This is a genomic window from Paenilisteria riparia FSL S10-1204 (genome assembly GCF_000525995.1).
Taxonomy (GTDB): Bacteria; Bacillota; Bacilli; order Lactobacillales; family Listeriaceae; genus Listeria_A; species Listeria_A riparia.
In genome coordinates, this window is record NZ_AODL01000007.1 from 273428 (window position 1) to 290943 (window position 17516).

Consider the following 17516-nt stretch of genomic DNA (forward strand, 5'->3'; position numbering starts at 1 on the left):
CGCCATTCTTTCAATTATATTCTCAGTGTATCAAGCTGAGCCATGTTTTGCAATTCTCATATTACCAAAATGGCGTTTTCCCGCAAGAAAACGCCAAATCAATGTCATTAATCAACACCACGCATATATTTTTTCAAAAGTGGTGCACTTAAAAATAACAGAATCGCGAAAGCCACAGCACCAAATCCAAAAATACCGAAGTACAAAATTTCCGTATCTGCATTGAAAAATTGGGTTGCTTGCGCGTTGAACGCCTGTGCCATCGAATCAGATAAGAACCAGACACTCATGGTTTGTGATGCAAAGGCAGCCGGTGCCAGTTTTGTTGTAGCGGAAAGGCCTACTGGTGATAAACACATTTCCCCGACGATACAAATGAAGAAGCTAAATACAAGCCAAAGCGGGCTTACAGCAGTCGTCGTATTACCAGCTAAAATCCCTGGCAACATCATGATTACAAACGATAACCCTGCAAAAAATAGCCCTAACGCGAACTTACGTGGCGTTCCTGGTTGCCGTTTTCCCATCTTCGTCCAAATCCATGCGAAAATCGGTGATAGAATAATGATAAACATCGGATTCAGCGATTGGAATATACCCGGATTTAACGTAAAACCTCCAACACTTAAATCCGTCCGATTCGCTGCAAACAGAGCAAGCGTTGTTGATCCTTGCTCCTCAATCATCCAAAACATAACAGAAATCAAAAACAGCGGTATGTATGCAGTTAAGCGCGCCCGCTCGTCTTTTGTTGTTTTCTTACTTGTCATCATCACGATAAAATACAGAAGCGGAATAATAACACCAAGCACCGTCACCGTCATGATAACCGTTTCTAACGAATATTCCCCTTGAAGCAAACCGATAACCGTGAAAATTGCTGCAATTCCAAGAGCTAATCCAAGAGCAAGCCCAGACATTTTCTTCTTTTCTGCACTCTTTAGTGGATTCGGAACTTTTTTTCCAGCATCGCGCAAATACATTTTTCCAGTAATAACATATACAATCAGACCGACCGCCATACCAACTGCAGCCACACCAAATCCAGCATGATAACTGCCTGCTGAACTAGAAACAGATGTCACAATAAATGGTGCAATAAATGCTCCCAAGTTAATCCCCATATAAAAAATACTAAAACCAGCATCCCGCCGTTGATCCTTCTCTGGATACAAATCCCCAACAACGTTTGACACATTAGGTTTCAAAAATCCCGTTCCAATAATGATAAAGAACATCGATACAAATAATGCCGTCGCGCCCCCCGGAAATGACAGCGCAATGTGCCCTACCATAATCAAAACGCCACCATAAAAAATCGTCCGTCGCGGCCCTAAAATTCGGTCAGCCGTCCAGCCCCCAATGACACCCGACATATAAACAAGTGAGCCGTAAATCGACATAATCGCCGTCGCAGTAGCCTGAGAAAAACCAAGCCCACCGTCCACAACCGCCGTATACATATAATAAATAAGAATTGCACGCATCCCGTAGTAAGAAAAACGTTCCCAAAATTCAGTGAAAAACAGCGTTGCCAGTCCTCGCGGATGCCCAAAAAAAGTTTTGCTACTACTATCTTTTATCGCCATCGTACTCCCCTCTTCCCTATTAAAATACACTCCAGAGCATGCTCAGCTAACAAAGAAGCATACTCCAGAGTTTCAAATGATTATCTTATAATGCGTTTTTGTAAATTTCACGGCTTACTTCTAGCGTCTGATCTCCACGTTCGGAAATTGCCGTCAAACCATGGCTTTCCAATTGTGAAACAAGCGCATCCACCACTTCTTCCCCCAGCTCATAATCGCTAAAATGCGTCGGAGCACCTAGAGATTCAAAGAAAGCACGCGTTTTATCAATCGCTGTCTGTACTTTTTCATCGTCAGTTCCTTCGGTAATATGCCATACCCGTTCTGCGTATTGCAATAACTTGCCGTATTTCTGCTCTTTACGAACTTCAAGCAACGAAGGTAAAACAATCGCAAGCGTCCGCGCATGGTCAATATGATAAAGCGCCGTAATTTCATGACCTAAACCATGACTCGCCCAGTCACCAGGGACCCCTTTATTTAGCGTTCCATTAAGCGCATAAGTCGCTGTCCACATGAAGTTTGCACGTAAATTATAATCATGGTTCGACTCATCTACAACATCAGGACCAATTTCAATCAACGTTTCAAGCAGCCCTTCCGCAAAACGATCTTGCACCATCGCACCAACTGGATACGTCATATATTGTTCCATAATATGCACAAACGAATCAATAACACCGTTCGCCAATTGACGTTTTGGCAACGTATACGTAAGCTCTGGCTCAAGAATCGAGAACTGCGGGAAAGTAACCGCACTACCAAAACCAAGCTTTGCTTTTTTCGCAACAATGCTGACAACGCCGCCACTGTTCATTTCAGAGCCAGTCGCAGGAAGCGTTAAGACGGTACCAAACGGCAATGCTTTCGTAATCGGAATGCCTTTTCCAATGCCACTACCGAAAATATGAATTGGCTCTTCATCGAAAAGTGCTGCAGCCGCAATGAATTTCGTTCCGTCAATAACAGATCCGCCACCGACAGCAAGTAAGTAATCAAAACCTTCAGCTTTTACTAATTTCACCGCTTTAATTAACGTTTCATAAGTAGGGTTTGCCTCAATCCCACCGAACTCACCAAATGTATGCCCACTTAAAGCCTCGCGCACTTTCGCAAGTGTCCCAAAGCGTTCCACACTACCGCCACCATATAAAACAAGTACTTTCTTATCCGTTGGTACAAGCGTGCTAAGTTCCTTGATTCGATCTTTCCCAAATACGATACGCGTTGGATTGTAATAATCAAAATTTGCAATTTCTTTATTCATTTTGTCCTTACCTCGCTTTTTTAATTTTGTATTGTGGTGCTTTTCTTTGTTTTACACCAATACTTTACACTTATATACCCATTATTACAAATGACTACACTTGCCAATATCAGCAAATGAATCCTGTCTTCACTTTTTTTCGGGTCACTCTAAAGAAAACGTTTTCTTTGAGAATATTTTCCTTAATTTGTCCACATAAAGTCTACAGACAAAACCACTTATATTTAGTATTCTATAGATAGACCTCTTCATCCCTTACACCTATAGAGTACATGCTTGTTGGCCGTCAATGGTTCCCTTCTGTTGACGGCTATTTATGTAAGAGAAAGGAGTATAAAATGCATAAAAAATGGAAAAAACATAATTTCAGCCTAATAATGGGGATTTTAAATGTCACTCCCGATTCTTTTTTTGATGGAGGAAAATATTTAAACACACAACACGCCGTTGCCCGCGCAATTGATATGGCAAATAACGGAGCTTCCATCATTGACATTGGAGGTATATCCACACGACCAGGTTTTTCAGAAGTTAGCATCGAGGAAGAAAGACATCGGGTCCTCCCTATTATTAAAGCGGTACGCCAAGCTTTACCTGATATATGGATTTCACTTGACTCTTGGCGTAGCACTGTTGTCGAAGAAGGCATTTTAGCAGGAGTTAATTTCTTAAATGACCAATGGGGCGCAAAATACGATTCTAAAATTGCAGAACTTGCTGCAAAATACGATTTACCAATTTGCTTAATGCATAATCGAAAAAATACGGACTATACAGATTTCATGACAGATGTAAAAAAAGATTTACTAGAGAGCGTTCAAATTTGTCAAAAAGCAGGGCTTGCCAAAAGAAATATTATTCTTGATCCAGGCATCGGATTTGCCAAAACACCAGAACAAGATTTAGAAATAATTCGCCGAATCGATGAAATTGTTGCCTTAGATTTCGAAGTACTGCTTGGCGCAAGTCGAAAATCTACCATTGGAAAAGTGCTCGACCTACCGGTAAACCAAAGAATGGAAGGTACGGGAGCAACGACTGTATACGCCCTTTCAAAAGGATGTAGCATCGTGCGCGTGCATGATGTTAAAGCAATGTATCGTATGGCCCGTATGACAGACGGCATCATGGGAAAAATTCCGTTATAAACCAACCTCAGATAGGGTTAAAGAAGAGCAAGTCCAGTAGCCCTGCTCTTCTTTAAAAGTGACACATCGCAATCCTAATTTCATCCAATTTTTATATAACCTTACATGTAAACCAGTGTTTTTCAATATACTTTACGCCTATATATGTTCCAGAGCTGGCTGAATTGAGGTAAATAAAATAAAACGATTCCAATCAAAAACCCTATATTTACTAGAATACTATAATAATCATAAAACGTATTATAAAAAGCCGCTAAAAATAAAATGGCTACAGTGCATAGCTGTTTTGTAAGATAAATCCCCTCCCACTCCCTGTTAGAAAGCACTGAGCGCAATACATAGTAAATAAAATAAGCAATTCCCATACTAAGCGCCGCTCCTTTTGCCCCGTAGTAAGGAACAAAATACAATGCCAATGTTATATTGGTAATTATGGCCCCAATCGAAACATATATGTTCAAATATGTTTTCCGGCTGAATACAATCCCCAAAGTTGTTGTTTCACTAATTGTATAGAGAATCGGGACAAAACATAGGAACGGAAAAATACTGACTGCCCCTTGGTATGAATCCGTAAAAACAAACATAATAGCCGGTTTAAAAATAAGGATCCCCACAAAAAAGAAACGAAAACCCACCCGCAACAAAATCACTAACCAATTGAAAATGCGCCATACTTCTTTTTTCTGCATACCATCGATACGCTGTCGGAACCCAAAAGCTTGTAAAACTCATCTGCACAATCTTTAATAAACTAGCAATTTTAAAAGCTGCCGTATATAAACCCAGCTCCGTATATGTGGATCGTAATCCGATAATAAAGCGATCACTTATTGTAAAAATCGCCTCAATAGCAAGCGCAATAAATATTGGGAAGCCGAAAGTCCACATCTTTCGAATCATTTGCCTATCTATTCTAAAGTTAGCTACATTTAAAAGTGGCAAACATAACAGCACGATAACGCAGTCACCTAGCATCTGACCAATTAAAGTCCCATAAACAACTACCGTAAAATCTCTATCTCCAAATAAAATCATCAAAACAGTAATGCCTAGCACAGACACACGAATAATAAAAGTTAGAAATGAATATAGTTTCGCCCTCTCATCCATTCGAATAGCTAGCAAACAAAATCGTTCCAAAATAAGCATAAACATACTAGCACAAAGCAAGTAAATAGGTAATTGCATCGATGCATCTTGAAAAAGCCACATGGCAAGCTCTTGTCTAAAATAAAATCGCAATGATACTAAGCAATATGGCCATTAATAAAGGTATCAACATCGCATTTTGAATTAAATTTTTCTTATCTTCATTTTCATGGTAATCGCGTGTATATGCTTGGTCAAATCCCAAATAAAGATATACGGTTAAAAATGTTTGCACCATAATAAACATGCTTGCTCTACCGTATTCATCAGGCGATACAAAATAAGTAGTAATCGGAACAGTGATAAAAGAGATAATCGCACCTGCTATTGGCCCAAGTGAGAAATAAAAAAAAACGAGTCAACGTGTTTTTCATCTATGATTACCAATTTTTTGTTGTTTTTTCATTCATTTCATACCTCTTTCTTTCAAGTCATTAATACGTTTTCCATAGGCATCTATAAAGCGTGTCCTATGTCTCACTATACAATGTACTCGGCCATCATTTGAGTAAGCAGTTTTTCAATAACGTCTTGTTGTTGCGATTCGGACATTGACGATCCTGATGGCAAGCACAATACTTCTTGGAATAATTGCTCACTAACATTTCGTTCGTTTGCCTGATAACACGCTGCACCTGCAAATGATGGTTGCAAATGCAATGGATTCCACATCATCCTTACTTCTATCCCAACGGCTTCCATCCGTTGAGCTATTTCCATTGTGGATACCGCTATTTTCTCAAAGTCTAATCGAATCGCAGACAACCAACAATTCGGAACGGTTTGAGCTAAAACTGGCATCATGGACACACCATCAATTTCGGCAAATGCTGCTTCGTATCTTTTAAAAATAGCCTGGCGTTTGGCAATGTGGCTATCCAATACTTCTATCTGGCCGATTCCGATACCCGCTAATACATTACTTAGCCTGTAGTTATAGCCAATTTTTTCATGCAAATAAAACATGGCATCCTCTTTTGCCTGTGTCGCAAATTTAAAAGCCTTCCTACGGGTGCTCTCTTTCTTGCTAAGAAGCATCCCACCACCCGATGTAGTAATGATTTTATTGCCATTGAAAGAATAGATACCCATTTCTCCAAATGTACCTGTCATTTTATTTTTGTAGGTGCTACCTAAGGATTCCGCTGCATCTTCAATTAGTGGAACATCATATTTTTGGCAAATCGACTGGATTGCGTCTAAATCTGCTGCTAATCCTAATAGATGTACGACTATTACAGCCTTAGGTAATCTATTTTTCTTTACGGCATCTTCCATCGCGATTTGCAATGCAATCGGACACATATTCCACGATTTTTCATCGGAATCAATAAATACTGGTTCTGCACCAACATATACAATTGGGTTCGCACTCGCCGCAAAAGTGAGTGTCGAGCAAAAAACAGTGTCTCCTTTTGTCACGCCTAAGGTAATCAAAGCTAAATGGATAGCAGCTGTTCCTGAATTAAGCGCTAAGGCGTGTTCTGCTTTTGTATAGTACTTCATTTTTTGTTCAAAGTGGTCGACGTTAGCGCCTAATGGAGCAATCCAATTCGTTTTAAATGCTTCATCCACATAATGTTGCTCGTTACCTCCCATATGTGGCGGTGATAGAAATATTTTTCCTTCATTCACAACATAGTCGTCCTCTCTCTTCCAATTTTTTGTAAAACATCCGTTAGTTTATCTAGTAAATCCTCTTTTTTATACTTGATGGCCAGTTGACTGACACATTGCTGCACTTCTTTGTATTTTTTTTTTTATGCATGCTCAAGTTTTCAAGATATAGCCTCAATCCATCAATATTTCCATAATCAAAGCCTTGACCAGCTTTGAATTCACGCATCACTTTATCTTGCCAACCTTTGTAATTAATTAGTGTTGGTTTCCCTGCTGCCCAGAAATCAAATAGCTTATTTTGACTATTACGATTTAATATTTCTTCATCTCGAACAAAGCACATACCAACATCGCTCATCGTCACCAATGTCTGAGCCTCGGCTTTTGAAACAGCATCTAAAAAAAGAACATTGGTTAACTTTGCTAACTTAGCTTCTCTTATTAACCTTGGTTTTTCCTTGCCATCTCCAACTATTACATAGAGAATTTCGTCATTTTTTGTGCTCCTAGCTAACTTTAAAATGTAGTCGATGTGGTTCACGAAACCAATAGTGCCTGCATATAGACTAATAAATCTGTTTTGTAATTGTGGATACTTTGTGTAAAGCTGAATTTGATCCATGATACTAATAGATTTAAATCTACTAATATCTGCGAAATTCGTTATTACCTCGACTTTATCTGGATGGATGCCTTTTTGCACAATATCCATTTTCATTCCTTCAGACAAAGCAATGATTTTATCTGCTTTGTCGTAAACATCTGATTCTATTTTATAAAGTATCTTGATGAGAAAATTATTTTTAATAATGCCTAATTGAATCGGTACATCAGGCCATAAATCACGGACTTCAAAGACAAAAGCGCATTTTTTTATTTTCGCTACCCATTTTCCAACAAGCCCAACGGTGAGAGGAGTCGACGTTGCATAAACGAGATCAATATCTTTTTCGCGAAGAGCGTAAAACAAGCTTTTTAGCATATAGATGACAAATGAGAAAATCCTGCGAATATAGCCATATTCTTGGCGGTACGGTGTTTTTGTTGAGATAATTGTAATGCCTTCACAAGATGATATATCATTTCCAGTAATCATTGTCACCTGATGCCCTTCAGAAACAAGTTTTTTGGCAATTTCATAAGATCTTATGCCACCTTTTTCCTTCTCAAAATACTGATGTAAGTAAACTATTTTCATAATGTCACATCCTCAAAATTCGTATAAAAAGAAATCAGTTTTGCTTCCTCCGTTTGCCAATTATAAGCCTCTCGAAAAGCATGGAATCCACACTTTCCCATCTCTTTTGCAATCTGTTTATTTTCTAAAAAAAATAAAGCTTGATCTACCACAGTATCTAAGTTACTGGTATTGGCAGATATGCCGCATGGATAACGTTTCAAATCTTCTTGCATCAGAAAGTCTGAAACGATGAATGGTATTCCCGCAGCCATATATTCCATACATTTCGTTGGCTTACAACCTCGAAAATTGGCGTTGTCCAGGAGTAAAGATAAACCCACATGCGCTGTTTGTAAAATCTGAAATGCTTCGTCAAACTTTTTTGGACCTTCAAAAGAAATCCATTTTCTAAGTCCCCTTATCTCTACCTCTGTTTTAAAAATTTCGGCATCCTTTCCAGTACCTATCACCCGAATTCGAAAATCTTCGCGTTGAGTAGCTAGTTTCTCCGCTAAGTCAATCATCAAACGTGCACCGCGTAACTCAGAGATGCTTCCTATATAGACAAAAGTGAATATATCACTCTTTGGGAGGAATTGTGATGCCATTCTGATCGCTGGGTAATTGTATATATCCATTGTTGGGCACGTTAATTGCGTATAGTTTTCTTTGTAGTGTGCTTCTGCAAAGATAACACCGTCACATGACTGCATCAGCTTTTTCTCCATCATTTGATATGGTCGCTTCATTATTTTGCGAAAAACATTTGGAATTGCTTGTTTAGAAGCAATTATCTGTGGCACATTTTCATGCATATCATAAATAATAATTGGTGCAATCGGCGTTCTTTTTTTGATAAGCCATGCTAGTAGTAATAATTCTGGGTCATGTAGATGGATAATGTCCGGTTTTTCAGAGCGTATCATCTGCCATATACGTTTCCAATTCTTATATCTCTTTAGTCTTGGCAGTTTGGGCAATAAATGAATCCTTATCGGTGTATCAATATTTGTACTCACTTGATTTTGGACAGCGATGTGCGTCACCTGATAATCGAGATTTTCAGCAATAGAAGTTGCTTCCCGAAAAAAGATACGTGTGTCACTCCACGGATGTACAGAACTAATATTAAACATTTTTTTGAGCATGCAATACGCCTCCCGCACATGAAGCAATCAGCGAGTCATTCAATTTTTTAATATTAAATTCATGGTATATTTTATTTCTCGCCTGTTCGGAAATTTGTGCCCATATTTCTGGCTTATGAATTATCTCTATGATTTTTTCAGTCGTTTCTGGAACACTGTTCTCTGCTACAAGCCACCCATTTCGATTATTTGTAATTAGTTCTGGAATGCCGCTATGTTGTGTTGAAATAACCAGCTTACCGCGCGCCATCGTTTCCATTAAAGCCACTGGCACGCCTTCTTTATCACCATCTGAAGCGGTTTTACTTAATTGTAGAACAAAATCAGCTTTTTCGATGGCTTGCTTAACTTCTGTCTGCGATTGCCATCCTAGTAATGTTACTTCTTTTTCTAGCTTGTTCTTGATGATAAGTGCTTCTAAATCATGTCTTAATGAACCTTCACCAATGATTTTCAAAGCGATTTTTAAGCCTCTTTTTTTAAGTTCATACATTGTTTTAATAGCAACGTCCATCCCTTTTTTTCTCTGTTAAGCGCCCGATAGAAAGGAAGTTCACTGTCTCATCTATCGGGGTAGGTTTTACTGGATGAAACTCGTCTACATTAATCCCCATACGATGTACTTGAATCTGCTCCGGATTCGCACCATATACTTTTAATAAGCGTTCAAATTGATGACTTACTGGTAATAACTTAATATCTGCGGCAAATAAACTACTATATATACTACTACCGTGCTTTTTTACAAATGTCGTGACATCATTCCCATGAAAAAATGTCATGACGTTTTTAGGTAATAGCTTTTGATTCTGTAAATAAGCAGCAATAATACCACTTGGTCCATAATGACAAATAACCGCGTCAAATTTTTGTTTTTTAAGAAAATACGGCAACGCATATAAAAATCGTACTGTAAAAATCATTTTGCCATACTTCCTATAGTTAAACGCCTGACATGTTGCTTTTGGCGCCTTCCAAATACTTTTTGATGCTATTTTCAGACCGCCGATAAGACGTTTACTTTTCGCCGAATCATTATTTAAAAAATGAGTCTTTTCTAACAAACCATATTTTTCTATTTCAGGATGGTTTTTTTCATTGTTTACCTTATTCCAAGCTACTATCTCTACGTCAATTCCTCGATCAATAAATCCCGTAATTTGATTCAAAATAAACGTTTCCGATAAAGCTGGAAATGAAGATATCAAAAATAGTACTTTCACATTTTATACCTTCCTCTCATCATTTTAGAATCATAACCCCATAGAAATATTTTGAGGAGCGCTTTGATTGGCTAATAAAAGCAATTTTTGGCGCAGTGTCGCGTTATTCATGCCTTGATAGCTGGCCATTAAGTCTTCGATAGCCGATACTTCTTCCAGACTTGTGTAATAATTACCTTCATAAATTTTATTGCTAATTTTAGATGAAAATTCTTCTTTATTAAACAGCTCTTCAGACATCTTCTCACCTGGACGAACACCCACATATTCCATAACAATATCTTGTTTATTTTTATCAGATAGTGCAATTAAACGGTTGACCATCAAATCTAATTCCACCTGTTCTCCCATGTCCAATACAAAAATGGCATTCCTTTGCGTTAACATGCTTGCCGAAATGACTAATTTACTGGCTTCTGGAATTGTCATAAAGTAGCGTTTCATCTCAGGATTCGTTATAGTAAGCGGTATGCCACGATGAATTTGCTCCCATAATTTAGGGAAAACACTGCCACGACTACCTAAAACGTTCCCGAAGCGTACCACATTGCATTCTGTCTTACTTACCGCATCCATTTCCAATGTTAACTTTTCCGCCAATCTTTTTGTAGCACCCATAATATTTTCAGGATTAACCGCTTTATCTGTGGATACCATAATAAACTTTTCTACTTCCATTGCTTTACTCGATTGAATTACATTGTAAGTTCCAACGATATTATTTTTCACCGCCTCGTAGGCATTGTTCTCCATCAATGGAACATGCTTATGCGCTGCTGCATGGTAAACGATATCCGGTTCGTGCTGTTCAAAAATTCTAAACAACTGCTCCACATCACAAATATCTGCAATGACAGAAATAATCTCACCTTGATAAGATTCTTCTTTTCTTTGTTGTTCTAATAACGTACTAATCTGAAAAATACTACCCTCGCCTTTACCTAATAAAATCAGCTTTTTTGGATGGCATTTTAAAATTTGACAAGCAAGTTCTGAACCAATCGAACCTCCAGCGCCTGTGATGAGCACTGTTTTTTGTCTTATTTCTTTATGGACTTCCTTGTAGTCTAACTGGAACTCAAATCTATTTGGAAGTAACTCACTATAATTTAATTCAGGAATTTCTATTTTTCGCTTCTGTTTTGTCGAAAACACCTCTGGAAGAATTAAACATGTTATATTATAAGACTTTATTTTAGAAATGATTTCTTGTCTTTTCTTATCATCAAGTTTTGAAATTACCAAAATAATATGTTGGATTTTATAATTTTCTATGCAACTATCGAGACAGCCTAAACCGCCAACTATAAGAATACCTTGTAATCTCGCATTCCATTTATTTGGATTATCATCTAAAATGGCCACTGGCTCATATTCACTATCTGATTCACTAAGCTGCTTAATGACAAATTGACCTCCTAATCCTGCGCCAATAATTAAAGTTTTTTTCTTGTTTTTCATTGTCACCAATCCTTCTATAAAAGACTATCCTATTATTTTTTGTAGCGTTCCGCTGAAACATATCCATCTTGACTAATACCATCTTTTTTTAAAACTACCAAAATTGTAAGCAAGCTAATTTTCAAATCGAATAGCAACGAATATTTCGTGACATATATCACATCTAACTGAAATTTAGCTTTCCAATGAACATTGTTCCTCCCGTTAACTTGGGCCCATCCAGTCATGCCTGGTTTCATCTCTAACCGCTTACGTTCTTCTATTGTGTATAATTCATTGTATTCTAGCGGTAAAGGTCTCGGCCCAATCAAGCTCATATCACCTTTTAAAACATTAATTAACTGGGGCAACTCATCTAAGCTCCATCTTCTAATTAATTGCCCCAGTTCCGTCACGCGCTCATTATCTGGTCGCGGTTCATTATTACTATCTAATACACTACGCATTGTTCTAAATTTATACATTACAAAGCCTTCCCCTTGGTACTTTGCTCTGACCGATTTAAAAATTGGGCTTTCTTTAAAATGGAAAGCTAGAACAACATACAAAATCCCCATTGGTATACTGAAAATAAAGAGAAATACAATAGACATCAGTATATCTGCGCTACGTTTTATAACGTGCTGTATCTTCATCGACTATACCTCCCCGTTAAGCTCTCCTTTTCCAATTATAACTCCCTATCTATTTCGTGATTTGCAATTCTGGTTTTAATTCTTCCTTACACTCAAAAGGTCTATACTTCGTTCTTAACATTGGTTGATTGTTTAATCGCTCTAAAATTTCATCTTTAAAAAATAGGACCGCACCATCTTTTTTTTATTCTCGTTATTTTGTTTCTGCTGATTAGTGAATAAAAATTTTGACGTGATATTTGTAACATATTAATTGCTTCCGTTGTCGATAAAAAATAATAATTTAGCGTTTCTAGCTGTTCCTTTCTGGATAAATCTTTCATTACTACATCTCCTTGTATCATTTACCCCTCATTATAAAGAAAGTTCTTGTGGTGTTTTTTTCACTTGATTGCCGATTTTGCCATATGTTCGCTTCTTTTCTTCATAGCTATCTTTTAAAATATCTTTTGTATCTAAAATCAATTTGCTATTTTCACCAATCTTTGCGATATCAAAAACATCATGTTTCGTTAGCAAGACAACCAAATCATAATCACCAAAGTCATCATAATTTAACGGTACAGAGTAATGTATCTCTCCTTGGTTATCAATAAATTCAGGTGCTTTTGGATCGCAAAATGAAACATTGGCACCTCGTTTCCTTAATAATTCAAAGATTTGTAGCCCTGGGGATTCGCGTAAGTCATTGCTATTTTCTTTATAGGCCATTCCCACTAATAGGATACGTGAGCCATTGATTGATTTTTTGTGTTCATTTAACGTTTCAACCACATGTTCTGCCATTTTTTCTGGCATTAAATGATTGATTTCATGGGCAAGTTCAATAAATCTACTATAAAAATTTTTAGATTTTGCTTTCCATGATAGATACATCGGATCTAGTGGGATACAGTGACCACCAATTCCTGGGCCTGGCGTGAATTTCATAAATCCAAATGGCTTTGTGCTGGATGCCTCAATGGTTTCCCAAATGTCTATGCCTAATTTTTCACACAATAAAGCCATTTCATTAATAAACGCTATATTGATACTTCGGAATGTATTTTCAAGCAGTTTGCTCATTTCTGCAACTTCTGTAGAATTCACGGCAATGACTTCTTGTATGACTTGGCTATATAACGCTTCCCCTAATTCTTTAGAAGTACTATCTAACCCGCCTACCACTTTTGGTGTATTTTCTGTTTGGAATAGCTTATTTCCAGGGTCTACACGTTCAGGTGAATAGCAAGCAAAGAAATCTCTTCCTAAAACGAATCCTTCTTCTTCCATAGTAGCGCTAATAATTTCGCGTGTCGTGCCTGGATAGGTTGTACTTTCAAGAGAAATCAGTACCCCCCTTTTTGCATTTTTCTTGATAGTATCTACAGCAACTTCAATATACCGCATGTCTGGTTCCATCGACTTTGTTAATGGGGTCGGGACGCAGATTATAATAGCATCCGCCTCCAGTAATGTTTTTGGATTCGTTGTCAGTTGAAGGTTTCCAGTTTCAAGCCTTGTTCTAAGCGTATCGTTGGAAATATCTTCAATATCAGATATTCCTTGGCTTAAATCATTAATCTTCTTAACATTGATATCATATCCAATTGTTTCAAAACCATTCTTGGCAAAAGAAACGGCTAAAGGTAATCCTACATAGCCCATCCCCATAATTGCTATTTTAACTTCTTTTTTTAATATTTTTTCTTTTGAAATACTACTCATATTTTCACCATCCCAAATTTAATTCGATACTTTTTTTTCATTTAATTTCCTGTAATGGATATTTAGTATACTCATTCCTATACCAAGGCCTAATCCTAAAAACATTTTATCGAAGGTCCCACTCAATCCAATGCTTGCAAATACAAATGCAACACCAATTAAAAATGGAACCGCACTATCGCTCCTCCACCCCGTTTTTATCCAGTAGCATAAAGATAAGGTGAAATATAACATGAAGAAGCTAATTAGTGGTAGAAACGCGAGAATTCCTCCATTTGCTAAAACTTCTAGCCAATAATTATGCGGTGACCAATAGCTTGCAGAGGCATTCTCAAACCCATACATCGCCGCACTCAGGTGTGTTGGTAGCATGCCTGCACCAATTCCTATAAAATTAGATTCTCTAATCAATGACCATGTTACCTTGTACATTTCCATCCGTTCTAATGTAGAACCATTCTTGTCTGTAAAGGCTCTTGTAATATCGGAAAACAGCTGTATTATCAAATTCCATTTAAAGTAGAAGGAGATAAGAACTGATCCTATTCCACCTAATATAATTCCAACCAGAGCCCAACTTCTCATCCAACTAACCAACAGCACGGTTGCTTCAATTAAAATAACCAACATTGCCATTCTCGAAAAGGTTACAATGACAAGATAGATTGCCACAAAAGAGATAATAGTGGTTGCTATAATAGACACCTTTTTCCTCCACTTGCTAATTTCAATAACAACTAAAGGAAAAAGAATGGTTAGCAAAGCAGCATAATCATTGGTATTAAATTGAAAACCCGTTGGTTGATACTTACTCGTTGTGGTGATATAAAATGTTGATCCTGAACGCGGAAGATGCAAACCTGTGATAACTTCCCATAAGCCGATAGAGATAAAAAGAATGTATAGAATAACCGTACACTTGGCAAACACTCGATAGCTTTTCGTGTCATTCAGAAAATACACACAAATAAAGAATACATACAACCATTCAAAAAGAAAATAAATGTATCGAAGACTTCCTCCTATACTATCTGTCCAGAACAATGTTAGCGACATTGTAAAAATAAACAGAATATACAGCACCAAAAAGATTCTTATTTTTCGTATCCGCTCCCAGTCTTTTTTGTAGAAAAAGAGAAATAACACTAAATGGATTGGTAATAACACACGGAACAAAAATATATTTTCCATGGAGGGCAAGCCCAAATACGGACCAAAAAAACCTGCACACAATAAAATAATCGAAAGTGTAAACATACATTTTTCCATATCAATTCGGAAACATACCAGGATAAATACTACCAAAAGTAAAGCTACAGGAACGTAACCATAAGGAATAAATACACATATTTCTAATATAGCGATAGCAATCAAGAAGAAAGCAACTATTTTGTAATTTCCATTTAACCATTTAATAATAAGCATACACTTGCTTGTCTTTCTCACTATATTTGCTACCATTCAATATAGCTCCTACAATCGGCGTTCCGGTCTTATCAATATAGTCTCTTGCTTCCTCCACCTCATATATTTTCGTTATACCGCTACGAACGACCATAATTACTCCATCACATAAAGATGCAATGACCCGACCATCTGATAATACTCTAACAGGCGGCGTATCAATAAATATATGATCAAATTTAGACTCTAGTGAATTGAGCGTTTCCGAAAAGAAATCCGAACTGATAATGCCTAGAGGATTAGGAGGTAATATACCTGTTGGCAAAACATATAAATTCTCAGATACGTTGTAAATACACTTACTACTATTAATGTCATGCCGCTCTTTAATTATGTTCATCAATCCATTCTTCTCTCTTGGTAATAAACTTTGCGATAATCTTGGATGATGCAAATCTAAATCGACTAAGAGTACCTTTTTTCCTTGATTTGCAACCTCTTTTGCCACATTGATGATACAAAATGTCTTCCCTTCGCCTTTGTTTGCTGACGTAAACATAATTTTTTTATGATTCGCTTGTGTCAATAACGAAAACTGCATATTCACTTGAATAGAACGAATTTTCTCTGCTTCAAATGAATTTGATTCTCCTTCAAAAAAAAGAACCTTGTTTTTACTCCTAGTTTCCATCATTCCATATCTCCTTTTATAAATGGCATATCTCCAAGAAATGTAAGTTTTAATTCATCAATTGCCGTCTTATGACGAATTGTATTGTCATAACTAGCTTGTAAAATAATAAATACAAGCGCAAGCGCAATTCCGAATAATCCAGCTAATATATATTTAATTAAATTACTGACCTCTGCTGGCGGACTTGCTTTCTCCAAAATAACCATTTTAGTGGAGTTAAATAATTTTGCAAAATCTTTTTGTGACACTTCAGCTATGCCATTTGTTAATTGTTCAATCTTGCTAGGATCGCTGTCATGCACCGTAATAGTGTACACTAATGAATTTTCACTGCTTGCGACTGTTACTTGGTTAGCTAATTCTGCAGCGGTTTTATTTAACTTATACTTATCAATGACACCTTGCATCGTTCTGGCGCTTCCTAGTGTCGTACTAAAAGTGTTTCCAAGTTGTATGGATGTTCTTATTTCTTCAAAACTGGGGGTTTCATCTCCTTTCGTTGTTGCAGTCACCAATACCTGTGTAGATGAGGTATAAATTGGCTTCAACCACAATGTACTAACAGCTAGTGTCACTAAAATTAATAGCGCTGGTATGACAATTAACAGTGACCACAATTTCTTCAAACTTCTTAAAAAGCTGTTAATCGTTATTACTTGTTTCATCTTACGCCTCCATCTCAACGTATCTATAGATTCCCTATTCTTCAAATGCACATACTTGTTATTTATTTTTGTTTACCGAATTTTCAATCTTATATCTGTCTAAGAATTCACGTGATTGTATGTTGCATCAGGCTCTTAATAATTATTTCATCTCCTCACATCAGCCCAATGTATACACATAGTCTACACCTATTTAGCACAGAAATCTGTAGACAAATTACAACTATTATTGCTAAAAATAGTGCCTTTCTGATAGTCTAACGAGCTATAATTGCTATGAAAACGTTCTCTCGATGTGTTTGTTTTTTTGGTGCGCAATAAAGTATGCTAGGACCGAATTCTTCATTTGCCTATTTTAATGAAGCAGTGTTGAAAGGCAGTACAAACTATTTTTACAATCTCTACTTAGCCTGTAACAGTTCATATATGTACTTGGCTAGAATATGAAAGCAAATGTAGTTCGCAAAACACTTTTTTATGAGAACGCTTTCTTAATCATTTTTCTGCTATTACATTGACGTTAGTGCGACTTCTGGTGAGAAAGAGTTGTTTTTTGTCTACAGATTTTCATAGATAAGTGGTATAGAATGTAAGTATGAACAACATTAATGTTCGTAAGCTTT

The 17516-nt window shown here is 37.0% G+C and carries 16 protein-coding genes and 1 pseudogene; 1 reads left to right on the plus strand and 16 read right to left on the minus strand.

Annotation, left to right across the window (positions count from 1 at the left end; translation table 11 throughout):
- Window positions 1-107: 107 nt before the first annotated feature.
- A complete protein-coding gene (locus PRIP_RS06135) occupies window positions 108-1589 on the minus strand; it encodes a peptide MFS transporter (RefSeq protein ID WP_036100159.1) in 1482 nt (493 codons plus the stop codon).
- A gap of 85 nt (window positions 1590-1674) precedes the next feature.
- Window positions 1675-2856, minus strand: a complete 1182-nt coding sequence (locus PRIP_RS06140) for an iron-containing alcohol dehydrogenase (protein WP_036100161.1) — start codon at window positions 2854-2856, stop codon at window positions 1675-1677.
- A gap of 338 nt (window positions 2857-3194) precedes the next feature.
- On the opposite strand from PRIP_RS06140, the gene folP reads away from it, so the two are divergent.
- Window positions 3195-4004 (plus strand): dihydropteroate synthase, encoded by an 810-nt coding sequence (gene folP / locus PRIP_RS06145; RefSeq protein WP_036100162.1) that lies wholly within the window; start codon window positions 3195-3197, stop codon window positions 4002-4004.
- 122 nt (window positions 4005-4126) lie between these two features.
- Here folP and PRIP_RS17295 read toward each other — a convergent pair whose 3' ends face one another.
- From PRIP_RS17295 to PRIP_RS06205, 14 genes and pseudogenes are all read right to left on the minus strand, one after another.
- Complete coding sequence (locus tag PRIP_RS17295; RefSeq protein ID WP_149023771.1) at window positions 4127-4696, minus strand: lipopolysaccharide biosynthesis protein; 570 nt, start codon at window positions 4694-4696, stop codon at window positions 4127-4129.
- A complete protein-coding gene (locus PRIP_RS16195) occupies window positions 4602-5219 on the minus strand; it encodes an oligosaccharide flippase family protein (protein ID WP_052008752.1) in 618 nt (205 codons plus the stop codon). The genes PRIP_RS17295 and PRIP_RS16195 overlap by 95 nt, the downstream gene beginning before the upstream one ends.
- A 13-nt stretch (window positions 5220-5232) precedes the next feature.
- Window positions 5233-5493, minus strand: a pseudogene (locus PRIP_RS17915) (lipopolysaccharide biosynthesis protein); the annotation flags it as partial.
- A 143-nt stretch (window positions 5494-5636) separates the two neighbouring features.
- Window positions 5637-6791, minus strand: a complete 1155-nt coding sequence (locus tag PRIP_RS06155; RefSeq protein ID WP_036100164.1) for an aminotransferase class I/II-fold pyridoxal phosphate-dependent enzyme — start codon at window positions 6789-6791, stop codon at window positions 5637-5639.
- A gap of 52 nt (window positions 6792-6843) precedes the next feature.
- Window positions 6844-7974, minus strand: a complete 1131-nt coding sequence (locus PRIP_RS06160) for a glycosyltransferase family 4 protein (RefSeq protein ID WP_052008753.1) — start codon at window positions 7972-7974, stop codon at window positions 6844-6846.
- Window positions 7971-9104 carry a glycosyltransferase gene (locus PRIP_RS06165; RefSeq protein ID WP_036100165.1) on the minus strand — a complete coding sequence of 378 codons (1134 nt, stop codon included), beginning with the start codon at window positions 9102-9104 and terminating at the stop codon, window positions 7971-7973. Before PRIP_RS06165 ends, PRIP_RS06160 begins: the two co-directional genes overlap by 4 nt.
- Window positions 9085-9618 (minus strand): glycosyltransferase, encoded by a 534-nt coding sequence (locus PRIP_RS16200; RefSeq protein ID WP_052008754.1) that lies wholly within the window; start codon window positions 9616-9618, stop codon window positions 9085-9087. Before PRIP_RS16200 ends, PRIP_RS06165 begins: the two co-directional genes overlap by 20 nt.
- Complete coding sequence (locus tag PRIP_RS16205) at window positions 9602-10327, minus strand: glycosyltransferase (RefSeq protein WP_052008755.1); 726 nt, start codon at window positions 10325-10327, stop codon at window positions 9602-9604. Before PRIP_RS16205 ends, PRIP_RS16200 begins: the two co-directional genes overlap by 17 nt.
- A 30-nt stretch (window positions 10328-10357) precedes the next feature.
- Window positions 10358-11788 carry a polysaccharide biosynthesis protein gene (locus tag PRIP_RS06175; protein ID WP_052008756.1) on the minus strand — a complete coding sequence of 477 codons (1431 nt, stop codon included), beginning with the start codon at window positions 11786-11788 and terminating at the stop codon, window positions 10358-10360.
- 32 nt (window positions 11789-11820) lie between these two features.
- Complete coding sequence (locus PRIP_RS06180; RefSeq protein WP_036100166.1) at window positions 11821-12423, minus strand: sugar transferase; 603 nt, start codon at window positions 12421-12423, stop codon at window positions 11821-11823.
- A gap of 354 nt (window positions 12424-12777) precedes the next feature.
- Window positions 12778-14130 (minus strand): nucleotide sugar dehydrogenase, encoded by a 1353-nt coding sequence (locus PRIP_RS06190; RefSeq protein WP_052008757.1) that lies wholly within the window; start codon window positions 14128-14130, stop codon window positions 12778-12780.
- Between the two features lie 18 nt (window positions 14131-14148).
- Window positions 14149-15591 (minus strand): O-antigen ligase family protein, encoded by a 1443-nt coding sequence (locus PRIP_RS17560; RefSeq protein WP_241434096.1) that lies wholly within the window; start codon window positions 15589-15591, stop codon window positions 14149-14151.
- On the minus strand, window positions 15542-16228 hold the full coding sequence (locus PRIP_RS06200; protein ID WP_036100168.1) for a CpsD/CapB family tyrosine-protein kinase: 687 nt from the start codon (window positions 16226-16228) through the stop codon (window positions 15542-15544). The genes PRIP_RS17560 and PRIP_RS06200 overlap by 50 nt, the downstream gene beginning before the upstream one ends.
- Complete coding sequence (locus PRIP_RS06205) at window positions 16225-16893, minus strand: YveK family protein (protein WP_036100170.1); 669 nt, start codon at window positions 16891-16893, stop codon at window positions 16225-16227. The genes PRIP_RS06200 and PRIP_RS06205 overlap by 4 nt, the downstream gene beginning before the upstream one ends.
- Between the last annotated feature and the right edge of the window lie 623 nt (window positions 16894-17516).

Bases quoted from the DNA above. Each gene is read 5' to 3' on its own strand.
- PRIP_RS06135 (WP_036100159.1), bottom strand. From the start codon at position 1,589: ATGGCGATAAAAGATAGTAGTAGCAAAACTTTTTTTGGGCATCCGCGA.
- PRIP_RS06140 (WP_036100161.1), bottom strand. From the start codon at position 2,856: ATGAATAAAGAAATTGCAAATTTTGATTATTACAATCCAACGCGTATC.
- folP (WP_036100162.1), top strand. From the start codon at position 3,195: ATGCATAAAAAATGGAAAAAACATAATTTCAGCCTAATAATGGGGATT.
- PRIP_RS17295 (WP_149023771.1), bottom strand. From the start codon at position 4,696: ATGCAGAAAAAAGAAGTATGGCGCATTTTCAATTGGTTAGTGATTTTG.
- PRIP_RS16195 (WP_052008752.1), bottom strand. From the start codon at position 5,219: ATGTGGCTTTTTCAAGATGCATCGATGCAATTACCTATTTACTTGCTT.
- PRIP_RS06160 (WP_052008753.1), bottom strand. From the start codon at position 7,974: ATGAAAATAGTTTACTTACATCAGTATTTTGAGAAGGAAAAAGGTGGC.
- PRIP_RS06165 (WP_036100165.1), bottom strand. From the start codon at position 9,104: ATGCTCAAAAAAATGTTTAATATTAGTTCTGTACATCCGTGGAGTGAC.
- PRIP_RS16200 (WP_052008754.1), bottom strand. From the start codon at position 9,618: ATGGACGTTGCTATTAAAACAATGTATGAACTTAAAAAAAGAGGCTTA.
- PRIP_RS06175 (WP_052008756.1), bottom strand. From the start codon at position 11,788: ATGAAAAACAAGAAAAAAACTTTAATTATTGGCGCAGGATTAGGAGGT.
- PRIP_RS06180 (WP_036100166.1), bottom strand. From the start codon at position 12,423: ATGAAGATACAGCACGTTATAAAACGTAGCGCAGATATACTGATGTCT.
- PRIP_RS06190 (WP_052008757.1), bottom strand. From the start codon at position 14,130: ATGAGTAGTATTTCAAAAGAAAAAATATTAAAAAAAGAAGTTAAAATA.
- PRIP_RS17560 (WP_241434096.1), bottom strand. From the start codon at position 15,591: ATGGTAGCAAATATAGTGAGAAAGACAAGCAAGTGTATGCTTATTATT.
- PRIP_RS06200 (WP_036100168.1), bottom strand. From the start codon at position 16,228: ATGATGGAAACTAGGAGTAAAAACAAGGTTCTTTTTTTTGAAGGAGAA.
- PRIP_RS06205 (WP_036100170.1), bottom strand. From the start codon at position 16,893: ATGAAACAAGTAATAACGATTAACAGCTTTTTAAGAAGTTTGAAGAAA.